The sequence below is a fragment of the Nocardia transvalensis genome (genome assembly GCF_015477765.1).
Taxonomy (GTDB): Bacteria; Actinomycetota; Actinomycetes; order Mycobacteriales; family Mycobacteriaceae; genus Nocardia; species Nocardia transvalensis_A.
On record NZ_JADLQQ010000008.1, the window covers coordinates 107,468 to 123,592 of the forward strand.

16 protein-coding genes are annotated in these 16,125 nt (G+C 68.0%); 8 read left to right on the plus strand and 8 right to left on the minus strand.

All coding sequences use genetic code 11. The features are described 5' to 3' along the window. Positions 1-35: 35 nt before the first annotated feature. Complete coding sequence (locus IU452_RS24040; protein WP_195111412.1) at positions 36-212, minus strand: hypothetical protein; 177 nt, start codon at positions 210-212, stop codon at positions 36-38. Positions 213-309: 97 nt separating this feature from the next. On the opposite strand from IU452_RS24040, the gene IU452_RS24045 reads away from it, so the two are divergent. From IU452_RS24045 to IU452_RS24055, 3 genes are all read left to right on the plus strand, one after another. Next, positions 310-1,146, plus strand: a complete 837-nt coding sequence (locus tag IU452_RS24045; RefSeq protein WP_195111413.1) for a glycosyl hydrolase family 32 — start codon at positions 310-312, stop codon at positions 1,144-1,146. 76 nt (positions 1,147-1,222) lie between these two features. Then, positions 1,223-2,704: an FGGY-family carbohydrate kinase gene (locus IU452_RS24050; RefSeq protein WP_195111414.1), complete on the plus strand. Its 1,482-nt coding sequence runs from the start codon at positions 1,223-1,225 to the stop codon at positions 2,702-2,704. A 65-nt stretch (positions 2,705-2,769) separates the two neighbouring features. Next, positions 2,770-3,237, plus strand: coding sequence for a thioredoxin family protein (locus IU452_RS24055; protein WP_195111415.1), 468 nt, complete (start codon positions 2,770-2,772; stop codon positions 3,235-3,237). 8 nt (positions 3,238-3,245) lie between these two features. Here IU452_RS24055 and IU452_RS24060 read toward each other — a convergent pair whose 3' ends face one another. Next, positions 3,246-4,643 carry an MFS transporter gene (locus IU452_RS24060; protein ID WP_195111416.1) on the minus strand — a complete coding sequence of 466 codons (1,398 nt, stop codon included), beginning with the start codon at positions 4,641-4,643 and terminating at the stop codon, positions 3,246-3,248. A 71-nt stretch (positions 4,644-4,714) separates the two neighbouring features. Here IU452_RS24060 and IU452_RS24065 point away from each other — a divergent pair, with 71 nt between their 5' ends. Then, positions 4,715-5,707 (plus strand): GlxA family transcriptional regulator, encoded by a 993-nt coding sequence (locus IU452_RS24065; protein ID WP_195111417.1) that lies wholly within the window; start codon positions 4,715-4,717, stop codon positions 5,705-5,707. A gap of 24 nt (positions 5,708-5,731) precedes the next feature. Here the strand turns inward: IU452_RS24065 and IU452_RS24070 are convergent, their stop codons facing one another. Together IU452_RS24070 and IU452_RS38365 are read right to left on the minus strand one after the other, a co-directional pair. Continuing rightward, positions 5,732-6,490 (minus strand): maleylpyruvate isomerase family mycothiol-dependent enzyme, encoded by a 759-nt coding sequence (locus tag IU452_RS24070; RefSeq protein WP_324192793.1) that lies wholly within the window; start codon positions 6,488-6,490, stop codon positions 5,732-5,734. A gap of 10 nt (positions 6,491-6,500) precedes the next feature. After that, the gene (locus IU452_RS38365; protein ID WP_324192794.1) at positions 6,501-7,232 is read right to left on the minus strand and encodes a nucleotidyltransferase domain-containing protein; all 732 of its coding nucleotides are present in this window, start codon (positions 7,230-7,232) and stop codon (positions 6,501-6,503) included. Between the two features lie 9 nt (positions 7,233-7,241). On the opposite strand from IU452_RS38365, the gene IU452_RS24075 reads away from it, so the two are divergent. From IU452_RS24075 to IU452_RS24090, 4 genes are read left to right on the plus strand one after another with little or no spacing between them, the layout of a single operon-like run. Further along, positions 7,242-8,330, plus strand: a complete 1,089-nt coding sequence (locus IU452_RS24075) for a glycoside hydrolase family 172 protein (RefSeq protein WP_228818658.1) — start codon at positions 7,242-7,244, stop codon at positions 8,328-8,330. A 39-nt stretch (positions 8,331-8,369) separates the two neighbouring features. After that, a complete protein-coding gene (locus IU452_RS24080; RefSeq protein WP_195111419.1) occupies positions 8,370-9,380 on the plus strand; it encodes a zinc-dependent alcohol dehydrogenase family protein in 1,011 nt (336 codons plus the stop codon). Next, entirely contained in the window at positions 9,377-10,777 is a 1,401-nt protein-coding gene (gene xylB, locus IU452_RS24085) for a xylulokinase (RefSeq protein ID WP_228818708.1), read from the plus strand. The genes IU452_RS24080 and xylB overlap by 4 nt, the downstream gene beginning before the upstream one ends. Before the next feature lie 40 nt (positions 10,778-10,817). Then, positions 10,818-11,339, plus strand: a complete 522-nt coding sequence (locus tag IU452_RS24090) for a DinB family protein (protein WP_195111421.1) — start codon at positions 10,818-10,820, stop codon at positions 11,337-11,339. A gap of 111 nt (positions 11,340-11,450) precedes the next feature. Here IU452_RS24090 and IU452_RS24095 read toward each other — a convergent pair whose 3' ends face one another. From IU452_RS24095 to IU452_RS24110, 4 genes are all read right to left on the minus strand, one after another. Continuing rightward, positions 11,451-11,774, minus strand: a complete 324-nt coding sequence (locus IU452_RS24095) for a hypothetical protein (protein WP_195111422.1) — start codon at positions 11,772-11,774, stop codon at positions 11,451-11,453. A gap of 13 nt (positions 11,775-11,787) precedes the next feature. After that, positions 11,788-12,186, minus strand: a complete 399-nt coding sequence (locus tag IU452_RS24100; RefSeq protein WP_195111423.1) for a hypothetical protein — start codon at positions 12,184-12,186, stop codon at positions 11,788-11,790. Further along, positions 12,180-13,433, minus strand: a complete 1,254-nt coding sequence (locus IU452_RS39270; RefSeq protein WP_195111424.1) for an amidase domain-containing protein — start codon at positions 13,431-13,433, stop codon at positions 12,180-12,182. Before IU452_RS39270 ends, IU452_RS24100 begins: the two co-directional genes overlap by 7 nt. 326 nt (positions 13,434-13,759) lie before the next feature. After that, positions 13,760-16,033 carry an ATP-binding protein gene (locus IU452_RS24110; RefSeq protein WP_195111425.1) on the minus strand — a complete coding sequence of 758 codons (2,274 nt, stop codon included), beginning with the start codon at positions 16,031-16,033 and terminating at the stop codon, positions 13,760-13,762. Between the last annotated feature and the right edge of the window lie 92 nt (positions 16,034-16,125).

Here is a 16,125-nt window from a genome sequence, read left to right on the forward strand (position 1 = left end):
AGATCCTGTCTGTGCCTACTCTCATGAGAGACGGGTCAGGAGTAGTCCCGGAAGGTCATGACGAAGCCGACCAGGGCGACGACCGCGACGGCGAGGTAGCCGACGACACGCAGCGGCAGGCTCGACTGGTCGTGCAGCCACAGCCCCGTGAGCATGGCGGCGATGATCATCAGGACGCCGTAGAACGGTGTGCGCTGCGGATGCCGACCCATAACGCCGGGATACCCGATCGGGACCATTCATGCGGCGATCTCGCCAAACCCGGCGTGTCGAGGTGCCGTGGCCGGGCGGGGACGGCAACGTAGCAGTATGGAGGTCACCGCGGGAACGTTCTGCCGCATCTACGACCCGAGCGTGGGGGAGCCACAGCCCTGGTACATCAACGACCACACCATCGTCCGGGACGCGGGTGGCCGCTGGCATCTGTTCGGAATCACCCACCCCGAACCGGCGAACCCGTGGGACGAGACCGAATTCGCCCACGCCACAGCCGATCACCTGCTCGGCCCATGGACCAAACAGCCGTCGGCGCTCAGGGTCGACCGCGACTACGGGGAAACCCACCTGTGGGCTCCGTACGTGATCGTCGACGGTGACCGGTATCTCATGTACTACGACGGCGGCGGTGCCGACCGTACCCGCACCGCAATGAATCTCGCCGTCTCGACCGACATGTTCACCTGGACTCGGCACCCGGACGGGCCCCTGTTCCGCGACGGCTACGACGCCCGAGATCCGATGGTGCGGAAGGTCGATGACCAGTGGGTCATGTACTACACCGCGACCAGCGAGCCCGAGGGCGGCAATCACGTGGTCGCCTTCCGCACCAGCATCGATCTGGTGCACTGGTGTGATCGGGCCGTGGCCTTCGCCGATCCGTCCACCGGGACCGAGGCGGGCAACACCGAATCCCCGTTCGTCCTGCGCCACAACGGGTTCTGGTATCTGTTCATCGGCCCCCGCCCCGAGTACGTCGGCACCGAGGTGTTCCGCAGCGACAACCCTCTGCATTTCCGCCCGGAGGACAAGGTCGGCCATATCCGCTCCCACGCCGCCGAGGTGATCGACGACGACGGCACGCTGTGGGTCACCCATGCCGGGTGGGGGCAGGGCGGGGTCTGGATCGCCCCCTTGCTCTTTCGGTGATTCGTACCGGTGTCGAGGTGCCGACTGCGATTCTGGTGGAATCGGCACGACTGGTTCGACGAGTGGCGGGTGACTGATGTTTCTCGGAATCGATATCGGGACCTCAGGTTCCAAGGGCGTGCTGGTCGACGAGAAGGGCACGGTGATCGCCAGAGCCGAACGGGCGCACGGCGTCTCGACCCCACGCCCGGGCTGGGTCGAGCACGACGCGGAGGCGGTGTGGTGGTCCGATTTCACCGGCCTCACCGGTGAGCTGCTCCGGTCGTGCGCGGACCGTGGCGCGCTGCGCGGGCTGGCCGTCAGCGGCATCGGCCCCTGCCTGCTGCCTGCGGACGCGGCGGGCACCCCGCTGCGCGCGGCCATCCTCTACGGCGTCGACACCCGCGCCACCGCCGAGATCGCGGAGTTGAACGCCGAGTTGGGCGCCGACGCCGTGCTCGCGCGGGCGGGCTCGCCGTTGACCAGCCAGGCAGTCGGGCCGAAGCTGCGCTGGCTCGCCCGGCACGAACGGCATGTCTACGCCCGCACCCGAATGCTGTTGATGGCCAGCTCCTTTCTGGTGTATCGGCTCACCGGCCGCTACGTGCTCGACCACCAGTCGGCCAGCCAGTGCGTGCCGATGTACGACCTGCACCGGCGGGGTTGGGCCGCCGACTGGGCCGAGGCCGTCGCACCCGGACTGCCGCTGCCCGAGTTGGCCTGGCCCACCGAGATCGTCGGGCAGGTGACCCGCGAGGCGGCCGAGGCGACGGGCCTGCCGGTCGGGCTGCCGGTGACCACCGGAACCATCGACGCCTGGGCCGAGGCGGCCAGCGTGGGCGTGCGCGCGCCCGGCGACACCATGGTCATGTACGGGACCACCATGTTCCTGGTCCAGGTGCTCACCGATCCGCGCCCGCACGCCGGGCTGTGGGGAACATGCGGAACCTGGCCCGGTACCTACACTCTGGCCGCGGGGATGGCCACCTCCGGCGCGGTGACCGACTGGCTGCGCCGCTTGGTCGGCGGCGAATTCACCGATCTGGTGCGCGAGGCGGGCGAGGTTCCGGCGGGCAGCCGCGGGTTGATCCTGGTGCCGTACTTCGCCGGTGAGCGCACGCCGTTGTTCGACCCGGACGCCCGCGGCCTCGTCGCGGGCCTGACCCTCGGGCACGGCCGGGCCGAGCTGTATCGGGCGGCGCTGGAGGGCATCGGCTACGGGGTGCGGCACAACCTGGAGGCGATGGCCGCGGCCGGTGGCCTGGCCCGGCGGCTGGTCGCGGTCGGGGGCGGCACGAAGGGCGGCCTGTGGACGCGGATCGTCTCCGATATCACCGGTCTGCCGCAGCAGCTTCCGGCCGACACCATCGGCGCCTGTCTCGGCGATGCCCTGTTGGCGGCCGAGGCGGACGGCGTGGACACCTCGGCCTGGAATCCGGTGGTCGCCACCGTCGATCCCGACCCCGCCCGCACCGCCGACTACGACCGGTACTACCGTCATTACCGGCAGCTCTACGAAAACACCACGGCCACAGCGCATTTCCTCGCCGACGAGGAGCGCCGGGCAGGTGGGGGCTGATTTCCGGTCCGGTTCGTGGGAGAATCCGGGCCGACAGGCCAGCTCGAGCGGCACGGGAGGATCGCATGCCCACACAGGCCCTGACGCAGCACACCTTCGATCGGGTCGTATCCGGCGGTCAGATCGTGCTGGTGGATTTCTGGGCGTCCTGGTGTGGGTGGTGCACGAAGTTCGCGCCGATCTACCAGGAGTCGTCGAATCTGCATCCGGACATCGTGTACGCCACCGTCGATACCGAGGCCGAACCGGCGCTGACCGCCGCCGCGCAGGTCAGCAGCCTGCCGACGCTGCAGGCGTACCGCGAGGGGCTGCTGGTGTACTCGAATCCGGGCTTCCAGACCTCGGCGCAGCTGGAAGACGTGGTGCAGCAGATCATGTGGATGGACATGGATGCGGTGCGGCGCGAATTGGCCGAGCGCATGCCCGGCTACGCCGAGGCGGTGAGCGCGCAGCGCTCGGCCGCCGCGACACCCACCGCCGGACCCGCCGGCGGCCCGGCGCGTTACGGCTGGCCGGGCCTGCGGGCGTACTGACGGCAGGGTTATCGGCTCGTAGCTCGGTACCTCGATCCGGCGACCGCCGCGAGCACGCCGGTGCCGACCGCGTAGGCCCAGCCGAGGCGGTAGTCGAACAACCCGGGTGCGGCGCTGCGGGCCAGGATCGCGGTCACCACCGCCACGCCCAGGGCCGAACTGGTCTGCCGCGACATCATCAGCATCCCCGAGCCCAGCGACAACTGTTCGGCGGGCAGCAGGGCCGCGGAACCGAACAGCGGCGGCTGCAGCAGCGTCGTGCTCACACCCGCGAGAATCGCGCCGGGCAGGAACATCACGACGTATGAGGTGGTCACCTCGGCCAGCAGGATCCACCAGGCGGCGGCCGCGGCGATGGTCACGCCCCCGAGAGCGGCCGAGGCACGCGCGCCGATCCGCCCGACGAGGCGGCCCGACAACGGCGACGACAGCAGGCAGCTGATCCCGATCGGGGCGATGGCCACGCTCGCCCACACCTGCGAATAGTGCCACTGCTGGGTGAGGAACAGCGGCGCCTCGAGCAGCAACGCCGCGAAAGCCAGGTAGTAGCCGAACACTCCGAGTGTGGCGGTCCGAAACAGGCTGTGCCGCAACACCGCCGGGCTCACCACCGGGTCGGGGTGGCGGCGGGCGTGCCAGGCGAACAGCGTCGCGAGCACCGCCGCCGCCAGCAGCGTGCCCAGTGTGGCGGGCGAGATCCAGCCCCATTCCGTGGATTGGACGAACACGGTGGTCAGCGCCGCGGTGGCGGCGAGAATCAGTGCGGCACCGAATAAATCGAGGGTGCGTTCGCCGTGCCGGCGGATGTCCGGGAGCACCCGCATGCCGAAGATCACCGCCGCCACCGTGAACGGGATGTTCAGAAAGAAGATCCACCGCCACCCGACCTGCAGGAGCAGTCCGCCGATCACCGGGCCGGTGCCCGCGCCCGCGGCGGCGATCGCGGTCCAGATGCCCATGACCGTGGCGTGTTCGCGCTTGTCGAACGACGGCAGCACCAGCCCCAGCCCGGTCGGCACCAGCAGGGCCGCCGCGGCGGCCTGCACCACCCGCGCGGCGATCAGGACGATGAGATTCGGTGCCGCGCCGCAGGCGAGCGAGGCCAGGCCGAACAGCGCGATACCGACCAGGAAACCGCGTTTGCGGCCGGTGTCGTCGGCGAATCGGCCCGCGGGTACCAGCAGCGCGGCCATCACGATCGTGTAGGCGTTGAGCACCCAGGAGACCGCGCCCGCCGAGGCCGCGCCGAATGCGGTCTGCAAGGTGGGGAAGGCCGCGGTGACCGCGAACAGGTCCAGGATCGCCAGGTACTGGGCGACCGCGGCGACTGCCAGCACCCGCCAGCGGTGCGATGATTGCGTTGCCGTGACGGACTGTGGTGGACCGATTTTGGCGGTAATGGTCATGGGTGCAACTATTCAGACACAAGATCAGCGGTGCGAGTGTCTGTTTTGCCAATGTGCGCTAGATTTCTGACATGAGCGATCGTCATCCGGGCACACTCGCCGTCGCCGTCACGCCGGGGCAACCCATCTTCGAAGTGGCCATCCCGTATCAGGTGTTCGCCGAACCGCCGCTGGGTGTCGACGCCTCGACCTGGTACGACCTTCGGTTGTGCGGCCCGCGCGGCATCCGCCACGCCACCCTGCGGGATCCGTTCGTCACGCTCACCGACTACGACTACGACGATCTGATCGCCGCCGACACCGTCGTCGTGCCCGCGACTCCCGATGTGCGGCAGGATCCGCCCGCCGATCTGGTCGAGGCGGTGCGCGCGGCCTACGAGGCGGGTGCGCGCATCGCGGCGCTGTGCTCGGGCGCCTTCGTGCTGGCCGCCGCCGGACTGCTGACGGGCCGCCGCATGACCACGCACTGGAAACATGTCCGCGCCCTGCTGGATCGGTATCCGGACATGGATGTCGACCCGAGCGTGCTCTACATCGACGACGGGCGGATTCTCACCAGCGCCGGAACCATGGCGGGGGTGGATCTGTGTATTCACCTGATCCGCAAGGATCTCGGCTCCTGCGCCGCCAATGCCGCGGCCCGCGGTCTGGTCGTGCCGCCGCATCGCGCGGGCGGACAGGCCCAGTACGTGGAGTCACCGGTGCCGGTCGACGCCGCCGACCCGGGGCTGGCCGCCACGCTGCAGTGGGCACTGGGCCGGCTCGAAACGCCGCTGACCGTCGGCGATCTCGCCAGGCAGGCGGGTATGAGCGAACGCACGCTGGCCCGCCGCTTTCATGCCGAGCTGGGGGCCACGCCGCTGCGCTGGCTGCTCACCCAGCGCATCATCCGCGCGCGAGAACTGTTGGAGGTCACCGATCTTCCGGTCGATGCGGTCGCCGACCGCTGCGGTCTGGGCAGCGCGGCCAATCTGCGCGCGCACTTCGGTCGGGAGGTGGGTATTTCGCCGAGCGAGTACCGCCGGTCGCATCGGTCGGGTCGCCACGAGGTGGTCACCGGGTGAATACCGCTGCGGTGCAGTCAGTGTTCAGAACATGGTGCGTTCGAGCCAGGTGGTGAGGACGGAGCGGTCACCGGAGACCGCCAACCGTGGACTGTCGGCGGGGATGCGGCGCAACAGCAGCAGGTAGAGGTCGACGGCGGTCGCGGCGACCGTCGCTGCCGCCGGTGCCGAATCGTCGTCCCACTCGATGCTGGTGCCGGACTTGCGGATTCGCCAGATATCGCCGTCATCGGTGGCGTGCAGCGCCAGGTCGGCCGCGCCGTCGAGCGGGTTCCGGAACCGCGGCGAACCCATGGCGATCAGGCCCAGCAGCTCCGACAGTCCATCGGCCGCGAGGGCGGGATCCAGGCTCACCTCGCGACCGAGCGCCAGCAGGGCGTCGGCGCGGTGCCCGGTGGCCTCGTGCAGGCGTCGGCGCACCCACCATTCGGCCGGGCGCAGGGCCGAAAACGGTGTCCATATCGGCACTTCCGGTCCGGTGGCGTCGACGGCGTCGATGACCACCCGCGCGCTGTCGCGCAACCAGGCCACCGCCTCACCGACGTCGCGGGGGCGGCGGATCTCGGGAACCTGTGCGAAATCGAGGTTCTCGGTCGACCGGTTGACGATCATCGCTGCGGCCCAGCGGTGTCCACCGCCGACGTGGGCAATCAGGTTGGCCAGCGTCCAGTCCGGACAGGTCGGAATCGGGGTCGTCGGATCCTCGGCGGCGTAGAGGTCGGCCAGCCGATCCGTCTCGTCGAGCAGCGCCTCGCGCAGCACCTTGGTATCGAGAGAAGTCACGGCCTCGACGCTAATGCGCTCGGCGCGGTCCTTCCAGCCGGTATCCCTCGAAAAGCCTGCCCCCGAACAGATCCAGCGCGCGGGTGACCGTATCGACCATAGGCTGCACGGTACCGGCCGCGACCGAGCGCACCGCGTGGGCGAGCTCGCGCGCATGGTCGGTGCCGTGGTCGCGGTCGAAGGCGGCCAGTTCCCGATGCCGGTACTTACCGCTGCCGGTCCACCGCCGATTCCCGGTGAGCAGCAGATCGGCGGTGCTCTGCCACAGCACTCCGGCGATCATCAGCCGCTCGTCGGCATCGGTGGCACCGATCAGATCATCGAGCAGATCGGTGATGCCGTAGCGCGCGCTGCGCAGCTCGCGATTGCTCAGCGGGGGAGGTCCCTCGTCGAGTTGCCGCCGCGCACGGTCCCGCCACAGGGCGGCGCTGCCGTCGGTGTCCAGCAGGATCACCGACCGGCCGAGCAGTCGCAGTGTGCTGGGTTTGCGCTCGCGCAGTTCCGTGGCGCAGAAATGCTCCAGCGACGCCTCGGTCTGCACGAACAGCTCCACCGGCCACCCGTTGTAGTGCAGCGATTCCCGATAGGGCGCGGGCGGGTCGGTCATCAGCACGGTGATGTCCAGATCCGAGGTCGCCGTTGCCGTTCCGGTGACCGTGCTGCCGCCCAGCCATGCCGCCCTGGCGTGCGGGAACATCTCGCGCACCAGCTGTTCGGCGAGGGCGTGCCCTTCGGCAGTCACATCTTCATCATGTCATGGCGATTCGGATCCGAACCGGCCGGTGAACGTGCCAAAATCCAAATGGTGCACGAGATATGGCGTCTCGATCAGGCGCGAACCCGTTCGATCAGTGCGGAGAACCCCACCGGGGCTCCGGGCCAGGGAGGGCGTGCCACCACGGGGACCGGGGCGGAGGCGGCCAGGAAGCTGGGTGTCGGCTGGAAGGTGTCGCCCTCGATCCACCTGCAGGCGGGGCAGACGGCCACGCTCGCGGACATTTCCGGACCCGGCATCATCCGCCACATCTGGCTGACCACCGACCGCACCGCCCTGCAGCAGATCACCTTGCGGCTGTATTGGGATTCCGACGCCGATCCGGCCATCGATGTGCCGCTGGGCTCGTTCTTCTGCAATGCGTGGGACGTGCTGGCGCTGGTGAATTCCGAGATGGTGGTGGTCAACCCGGCCGGTGGGCTGAACAGTTACTGGCCGATGCCGTTTCGGGGGCACGCCCGCATCACGCTGACCAACGGCAGCGGTCGCATGGTGCCGGTGTACTACCAGATCACCTATCTGGAACAGGACGTGCCGCGCGAGGCCGGATATCTGCACGCCCGCTGGCATCGGCGCAACCCGCTGGGTCGCCCGGCGATCCACACCATCCTCGACGAGGTGCCGGGACCGGGCCGCTACGTCGGCACCTATCTGGCCATCTCGCCGAATGCTCCGCGCTGGTGGGGTGAGGGTGAGGTGAAGTTCTATTTCGACGGCGACACCGAATTCCCCACCATCTGCGGCACCGGGACCGAGGATTATGTCGGCGGTGCGTGGAACTTCGACCTCGGCGGCTTATACCGCACCTACTCCACGCCGTATCTCGGCTTCATCCAGGCGTTGCCGCCGGATCAGATCTACCAGCCCTGGCAGCGGTTCGGGCTGTACCGCTGGCATGTGCGCGACCCGATCTGCTTCCACCGCAGCCTGCGTGTCACCATTCAGGCGCTGGGCTGGGGTGACGACGGTCTCTATTTACCGCTGGAAAACGCGGATATCGCTACCACTGCACTGTGGTATCAGCACAGGTCGGTTGTCGCACGTCGGCACACCGCATCCGTGTGATTGCGCCGTGTACGAGCAGATGGGGTGGAAGGTGGAGATATGCGTGCCCTGGTGATCGACAAACCCGGACGGTTCTCGGTCGAGTCGGTGCCCGACCCGACGCCCGGCCCCGGCGAGGTGGTGGTGCAGGTCGGTGCGGTCGGCATCTGCGGTACCGACGTCCACATCGTCGACGGCGAATTCCCGCCCACCCCGTATCCGATCGTGCCCGGTCACGAGTTCGCCGGTGAGGTGGTGGCCGTGGGCGCCGATGCCGCGGGGGTGCGGGTCGGGGACAGGGTCGCCGTCGATCCGTCGCTGTTCTGCGGGCGCTGCCACTACTGCGCGATCGGCCGCGGCAATCTGTGCGAGAACTGGGCCGCGATCGGCGACACGGTCGACGGCGCCATGGCCGAATACGTGAAGGTGCCCGCGGCCAATTGCTACGCGCTGCCCGGTCACATCACGGCCGCGCACGGCGCGCTGGTGGAGCCGCTGTCGTGTGCGGTGCACGGTTTCGACGTGCTGCCGAGGCAGCTGGGGTCGCACTATCTGATCTACGGCGCGGGCACCATGGGCCTGCTGATGCTGCAGCTGGCCACCGCGGCCGGGGCGGCCTCGGTGTCGATGGTCGACGTCAACATCGCCCGATTGGAGGTGGCGCGCACCCTGGGCGCCGATGCGGCGGCCGTATCCGCCGACGATCTGGATCGTCCGGAGGGCTGGGAGATCGTGATCGACTGCACCGGCTCCGTGCCCGCCATCGAGGACGGGCTCGGCCGCGTCCGGCGCGGCGGCACATTCCAGCAGTTCGGCGTCGCGGCCGGCGCGGCGCGGGCCTCGATCTCGCCGTTCCGGATCTACAACGACGAGATCACCATCGTCGGATCCATGGCGGTGCTGCACAGTTTCGGCCGCGCCGTCGACCTGATGGGCGAGGGCGTGATCGACGCCGAGACCATGATCACCCACGATTTCCCGCTCACCGAATTCGATGAGGCGCTGCGGACGTTCCGGTCGGGGACGGGCCGCAAGATCCAGATCCGGCCCTCGGCGGCGGAGCGGCCCTGATGCTGGTCGCCGGTGTCGACAGCTCCACCCAGTCGTGCAAGGTGGTGGTCTGCGACAGCGACAGCGGAAAGGTGCTGCGGCAGGGGCGGATTCCGCATCCGGACGGTACGGAGGTGCCCGCCGAGGCGTGGTGGGACGCGCTGACCGTCGCCGGTGACGGCCTGTTCGACGGGGTCGCGGCCGTGTCGGTGGCAGCCCAGCAGCACGGTCTGGTGGCGCTGGATGCCGACGGTGTGCCGGTGCGTGATGCCCTGCTGTGGAACGACACCCGTTCGGCTGCCGCGGCGGCCGATCTGGTCGCCGAATTCGGTGGGCCCCGGGCGTGGGCCGAGGCCGTGGGCAGTGTTCCGTTGGCCGCGCACACGGTGGCGAAGCTGCGGTGGGTGGCCGATCACGAACCCGCACTTGCCGATCGGGTCGCGCGGGTGCTGCTGCCGCACGACTATCTCACCTGGCGATTGCGCGGCGGCACGGTCGATATCGAGCCCACCACCGATCGGGGCGATGCGTCGGGAACGGGCTATTGGTCGCCGTTCGACGGGCGCTACCGCGAAGACCTTGTGGCCCTGGCCTTCCGGGGGCGGTGGCCACAGCTGCCGCGCGTGCTCGGTCCGGCCGAGGCGGCCGGGCAGACGCCCGACCGGGTGCTGGTGGCCCCCGGCACCGGTGACAATGCCGCCGCCGCATTGGGTTTGGGTCTCGCCGACGGGGATGTGGTGGTGTCGCTGGGAACCAGCGGGACCGTCTTCACCCGCAGCCGGCGGCCCAGCACCGACAGCACCGGTGCCGTCAACGGATTCGCCGATGCCACGGGTGCTTACCTGCCGCTGGTGTGCACCCTCAATGCGGCCCGTGTGCTGGAGGCGATGGCCGCCCTGCTGTCGGTTCCGCTGGCCGACATGGAAACCCTTGCCCGTCAGTCGGTTCCCGGGGCCCGAGGGCTGACGATGCTGCCGTATCTGACCGGCGAACGCACCCCGAATCTGCCCGACGCCACCGGAACCCTGCACGGCCTGACTCCGGACAGCATGCATCCGAGTCATCTCGCGCGCGCCGGAATCGAAGGGATGCTGTGCAGTCTCGCCGATGCCCTGGATTGCCTGCGCGCCACCGGCGTCGAGCCGCGGCGCGTGCTGCTGGTCGGCGGTGCGGCGGCGAACCCCTTGGTCGCCGACATCGCCGCCCAGATCTTCGATCTCGCGATCTCGGTGCCCGAGCCCGGCGAGTACGTGGCACTCGGAGCGGCGCGTCAGGCTGCCTGGGTGCTGACGGAGACACCGGAGCCGCCGTCCTGGCCGGTACCGTCGGTCCGTGAAATCCCCCCGCCGCCAGGGGATTCCGGTCGGCAGATCCGGTCCCGTTACGGCGACCTCCGCAGACGCGTGCACGATCTGTAATTCGGCTGATACCGGTCATGATCTCGCCTACAGTCGCTGCATGACGTGGACCGCTCCAGAGGTGGACCGCCCCGAGCCGATCGACGTCGGCGACGAGCGTTCGATGCTGCAATCGTTTCTCGACTTCCACCGGCAGACGCTGTTGTTCAAATGCCAGGGCCTCGACGCCGATCGGCTCAAACGCCGCAGCACCGAACCGTCGGCGATGTCACTGCTGGGTTTGGTGCGGCACCTCACCGACGTGGAACGCGTCTGGTTCCGGCGGCGTGTCCTCGGCGAGCCCATCGCACCCATCCATTTCACCGACACCAACCTCAACGGCGACTTCGACGACGTCGCCGACGCCGACCCCGAACGCGACCTCGCCCTGTACCGCACCGAACTGGAAACCTGCGACAAACTGGTAGCAGACCTTCCACTCGACCACACCTTCGTCAACCCACGCACCGGCAGAACCCACACCCTCCGCTGGGTCTACCTACACCTGATCGAGGAGTACGCCCGCCACAACGGCCACGCCGACCTCCTACGCGAACGAATCGACGGCACCGTCGGCGAATGAGCAGCTCCTAGAGCCCGTGGCCGCGCGCCCAACAGTCGATCTCAGTCGCGGATGGGTCTCGCCTGAATTGTCCCGGAGACCTGGCGTCTGATTCTCCAGATCACAGCGAGACTATTCCGACATGGAGTCGACGGCCTTTCCGATGCGGCTGAGACTGTCGGAATAGTGTTCGTCCACAGCAACTTTTGCTGTGACAGTCTCTACGATCTTCTGGCCTATGCTGTCGAGTTCCTGCAGGCTGGACAGGATGTCGTTCTTGCGGGCGTCGGCGAAGTCGACGAGCGCCTGTCCGGTTCTCCAGCCTGCGTTGGCCTGCGCCGCCGGGTATATTTCGTCGAATCGCGCTTCCAGCCTGGTCTTGGCTTCGCTGCTGTTGGTGGAGATCGCAGCGCCTGCCTGTTTTGCACCTTCGGGTTCGATGCAGATTTCACCCATGTGCTGACGCCTTTCAGATGCGAGACGGGCAGGGATCGTACTGCGGAGAGTTCGGTTCGTAGGAACCTGGTGCTACCGTGCCTACGGTCACGAGCGCCGCGTAGAGGCCGACACCCAGACAGGCTATCCCCGCAATCGTGATCCATACGGCTTTGAGCCGCCCTGGTCTGCTGATCAGCATGATCGCCAGCACCGCGAGAGACAGAGTCGACACGATCAACAGTGCAGCGCCGGTGTAGTCGAGCACCGTGGCCGCGGCCGGGACTTCGACGGTCCTCTTGCATCGACTGTCGAGGAGCTGCTGCTTCCGGTCGTCGAGCAGCCCGTCGGCGACAACAAGCGCGACAATGCCGACGGCCAAGGATACAGCCGCCGTAGTCCCAGCGAACAGAGGCGAGCGGTTGTTCACCATGTCTCCTTCGGGCGAATGACGCGGATGTTCTGTGTGCCGCCGTCCTGATTGGCGAAGCCGATACGATCTGCGAGACTCAAATCCCTGCCGCTGGTGGTGTGCTGCGAATACAGGACATCACCGTTCGGCAGGACCGCCGTGACAACCGCAGCGTGGTGTGCTTCACCCGGGTTGTATTCACCAACTTTCTGCGTGTGCTCGAAGTAGATGATGTCGCCCGGTTTCGCACCTCCGACCCCCACATCCTGGGCACCATTGTTCAAGAAGAAGCTCTTCTGCTTTTCCGCATTAAACCAGGTATCGGTGTGGGTGAGGCCTTGAATGGATCCTGGGCCGGGCGGGTCGAAGTCGATCCCAGCGCCACGGCTGCGCCCCCAGGCATCGGATTGGGTTGTGATGCCGCCCTTTGGATCTAGCCCCGCGTCGGACAGGGTGTGCGACACGAAGTTTGCGCAGTTGTTGTCGAAGATGTCGATCGAGCTGTCGTTCCAATGCTCACGCGCGTACCGGACGGCCGTGACGGCGTTGTAGCCGTTGGTTCCTTCGAGTTCTTTCTTGACGCTGTCCGGGATTCCGTTCAGGTCGTGCAACTCCACTGGCACAGCCTTCATCAGATCTTCTCGGCGATCGACCGGCAGCGAGTTCCACCATTTCTGGACGACTTCCGGTGACTGTCCTTGTGGCAGGGTTTCACGAATAGCATCGAGCGCATCTTGAACGGCGGCGGACTGCTGCTTGCGTGCTTCGTCCAGCGAACTGTTGTCGACACTGATGTTCAGTTTGCGCAGTGCGCCCGCGACTTCCTCATCTGCCTTCGTTGCGGCGTCGACGGCGTCTTTGATCAGCGCGTTGTATCTGTCCCGGGTGGCTACGGCGGCGCCGGGATCGTGGTGGTCCGGCGGAACGACGACCAAATCATCATGGAGTTCGAGGCCATCGACGATGGCGGCCGAGATCGCAGAGCTGGCTTGTGATTGCGCGATGCGGGCGGCATGCTCGAGCGTGTCCAGCGCTGTCACCGCTCCCCGGAGCAGGACGGCAATCTCCTCCAGTTTGTCGGCAACCCCGGTAACCCGGTCACGGACGATGTCGCCGAGATAGTCCGGCCACGATTCCTTCAATGGCTGGGTGCCATTGGCGTGGATCTCGGCGACAGCTTCTTCACAGTCCTTCGCCGCCGTCAGCAAATCATCAGCCGCCGCTTGCCATTTCCCCGGATCTGCATTTCGAAGCTGATCGAGATTCACTGAGATATCGTTCCTGCTCCTCGGAACGGGCACACCCTCGATTCCGATACCGTGCCGTTGACGCGCGACACCGCCCCACCCGATCCTCTCAATCCGTCATGTAAACATCCAGATGCTAGCCGATCGGACCTGCTGCGAGCGAATGCAGATCCGAACTCATGTCGTCCGCCACGCACAATCCCAGGTTTCGAGTGATCTTGCTCCACATGCATACGGCAGTTTTTGCGGTCGATCTCGGGAACACCAGGTGTCGCGCGCCCGCTGCGCATTGATGGGAGCGAGCGGTGCCATGTCGAGGGATCGGGGGAGCCGGGGCTGCGGGTGGTCTAGAGCCCGTGGTCGCGGGCCCAGCCGGCGATCTGGGTGCGGGAGGTGAAGCCTAGTTTGGTGAGGATGTGTTCGACGTGGGTTTCTGCGGTGCGGACCGAGATCACCAGGTCGGTGGCGATGCGTTTGTTGCTGTAGCCCGCGGCGACCAGTCGGGCGACGTCCTTCTCGCGCGGGGTGAGGACGTCCAGGGCGGTGTCGTCCGCTGGTGCGGTGGTGGGTACCGGTGTCGGTTGTGGGCCGTCGCGGTCGAGGGCGTAGTCGATCGCGGCCGGGAGCGGTAGCGCCGCGCCGCTGTCGTAGGCGGCTCGGAAAGCCTGGTCGCCCAGCATGTTTCGGACGTGGTCGCGCACCTTCTCGCCGACCACGCCGACGATGGCGTGCGCCAGGCGCACGGTGCTGCGCTGCAGGGTTTGGGCGGCGCCCATGAGCCGGGCCGCGCGCTCGAACCGGCCGCGGGCGGCATCCGACCAAGCCATGCCCTCGAAGGCCGAGGCCAGCCAGACGCAGCGGTCGAACAGGGCCAGCGTCTCGACCGCCCGGGCCAGGAAGTGCGCGGCCGCATCCTGATCGCCACGGCGCCAGTGGTCGATGCCGACCGCCCACAGTGCCAGACCGCCCAGCAGATGCACGCCGTGGTGAGTGGTCAGGCCCAGGAACCGGTGGGCGATCTCGGTCGTCCGCTCGTCTTCCGAAACGAGCGCACAGATGAAGGCGAATGCGAGACTGTCCATCTCGACCGAATCGCTGCCGCTGTCGTGGGCACGAGAGGCGGCCTCCTCGCATCGGGCCAGCGCCCCGGCGGTGTCGCCGTCGGCGAACGCGATCAGTGCCGTGCCCAGCCGCACCTCGGCCAAAATGTCGTCGGCGCGCAGTTCGGTTGCCAGCTGCAGGGATTCGGCCATCAACCGGCCCGCCGTCTCGCGATCGGAGAGCAGGGCGGCCAGCGTGGCGGCCGACGACAGCCCGCGCGCCCGCACCGGCGTCGGCTCCGGATAGCCGCTCAGCGCATCGGTGAGCCACCGGTAGCCTTCGGACAGAAATCGGTAGTGCTCCCAGAACGGCCGCATCGCGGTGGCCGTCTCCAACGCCAGCAGCGGCGAGTCGGTGAGCGAAAATTGCAGTGCCGACCGCAGATTCGCGTGCTCACTGGTCAGTTCCCGGAACCAGGCGACATCGTCGCCCGTGCGGTAGGCCTGCTGCCCGCGCAGGGCCAGCGCCCGGTAGTGATCGCGATGCCGGGCCTGCACCGCGGTATCGCCACCGCGTTCGACCAGCCGGTCGTGGCCGAACTGCCGAATCGGTTCCAGCATCGAATATCTGGCCGCCGCGCCCTCGTACCGCAGCGTCAGCACCGACTTGTCGACCAGTCCCGCCAGGGCGTCGACCACGCTCTGGCCGCCGGGCGGCAGCTCGCACACCGCCTCGGCGGCATCGATGTCGCACCCGCCCGCGAACACCGAAAGCTGTTGCCACAGCAGCTGTTCGACGGGCGTGCACAGCTCGTAGCTCCATCGGATGGCGCCCTCGATGGTCTGCTGCCGATGCGGCGCCGTGCGCGGTCCGGCGCGCAGCAGATTCATCGTGTCGTCGAGCCGATCCAGGATCTGCTCGGGTGTGAAGACCCGGAAACGCAGGGCCGCCAACTCCAGAGCCAGCGGAATCCCGTCGAGCCGCCGGCAGATCGCCGCCAGCGTGTGCCGAGTGGCGGGCGTGCAGGTGAAACCGGGATTGGCGGCGGTGGCGCGCTCGATCAGCAGCCGCAGCGCATCACTGTCCGGATCGGCGGCGGGCAGCGGTGGCACCGGCAGCACCTGCTCGCCGGGAATGCCGAGCACCTCCCGGCTGGTCGCCAGCACCCGCACCCCGGGCGTGGCGGCCACGATGCGCTCGACCAGGGCCGCGGTCGCGTCGATCAGATGTTCGCAGTTGTCCAGGATGATCAGAAGCCGTTTGGCGGCGAGGAATTCGGTGAGCCGCCGCAACGGCGCCGTGGTGTCGTCGCGCAGATGCAGCGCCTCGGCCACGCTCAGCGTCACCAGTTCCGGATCCCGCAGATCGGCCAATTCCACCAGCCAGACGCCGTCGGGAAAGGTGCGGGCCATCAGCTCGCCCAGTTGCCGCGAGAGCCGGGTCTTCCCCACCCCGCCCGGGCCGAGCAGCGTCAGCACCCGGGTCGAGGTCAGCAGTCGTTTCGCGGTGGCCAGTTCGTCGCGGCGGCCGACGAAGCTGGTGACCTCGGCGGGAAGATTACCGGTGACACGCCGCGTCATGGTCGGTAACACTAGCGTCACGGCCTGTCGCGCGGACCGCATCGGCGATGCCGAGGATCCCGGGTCGAGGCGTCCGAGCCGGGGCATAGGCT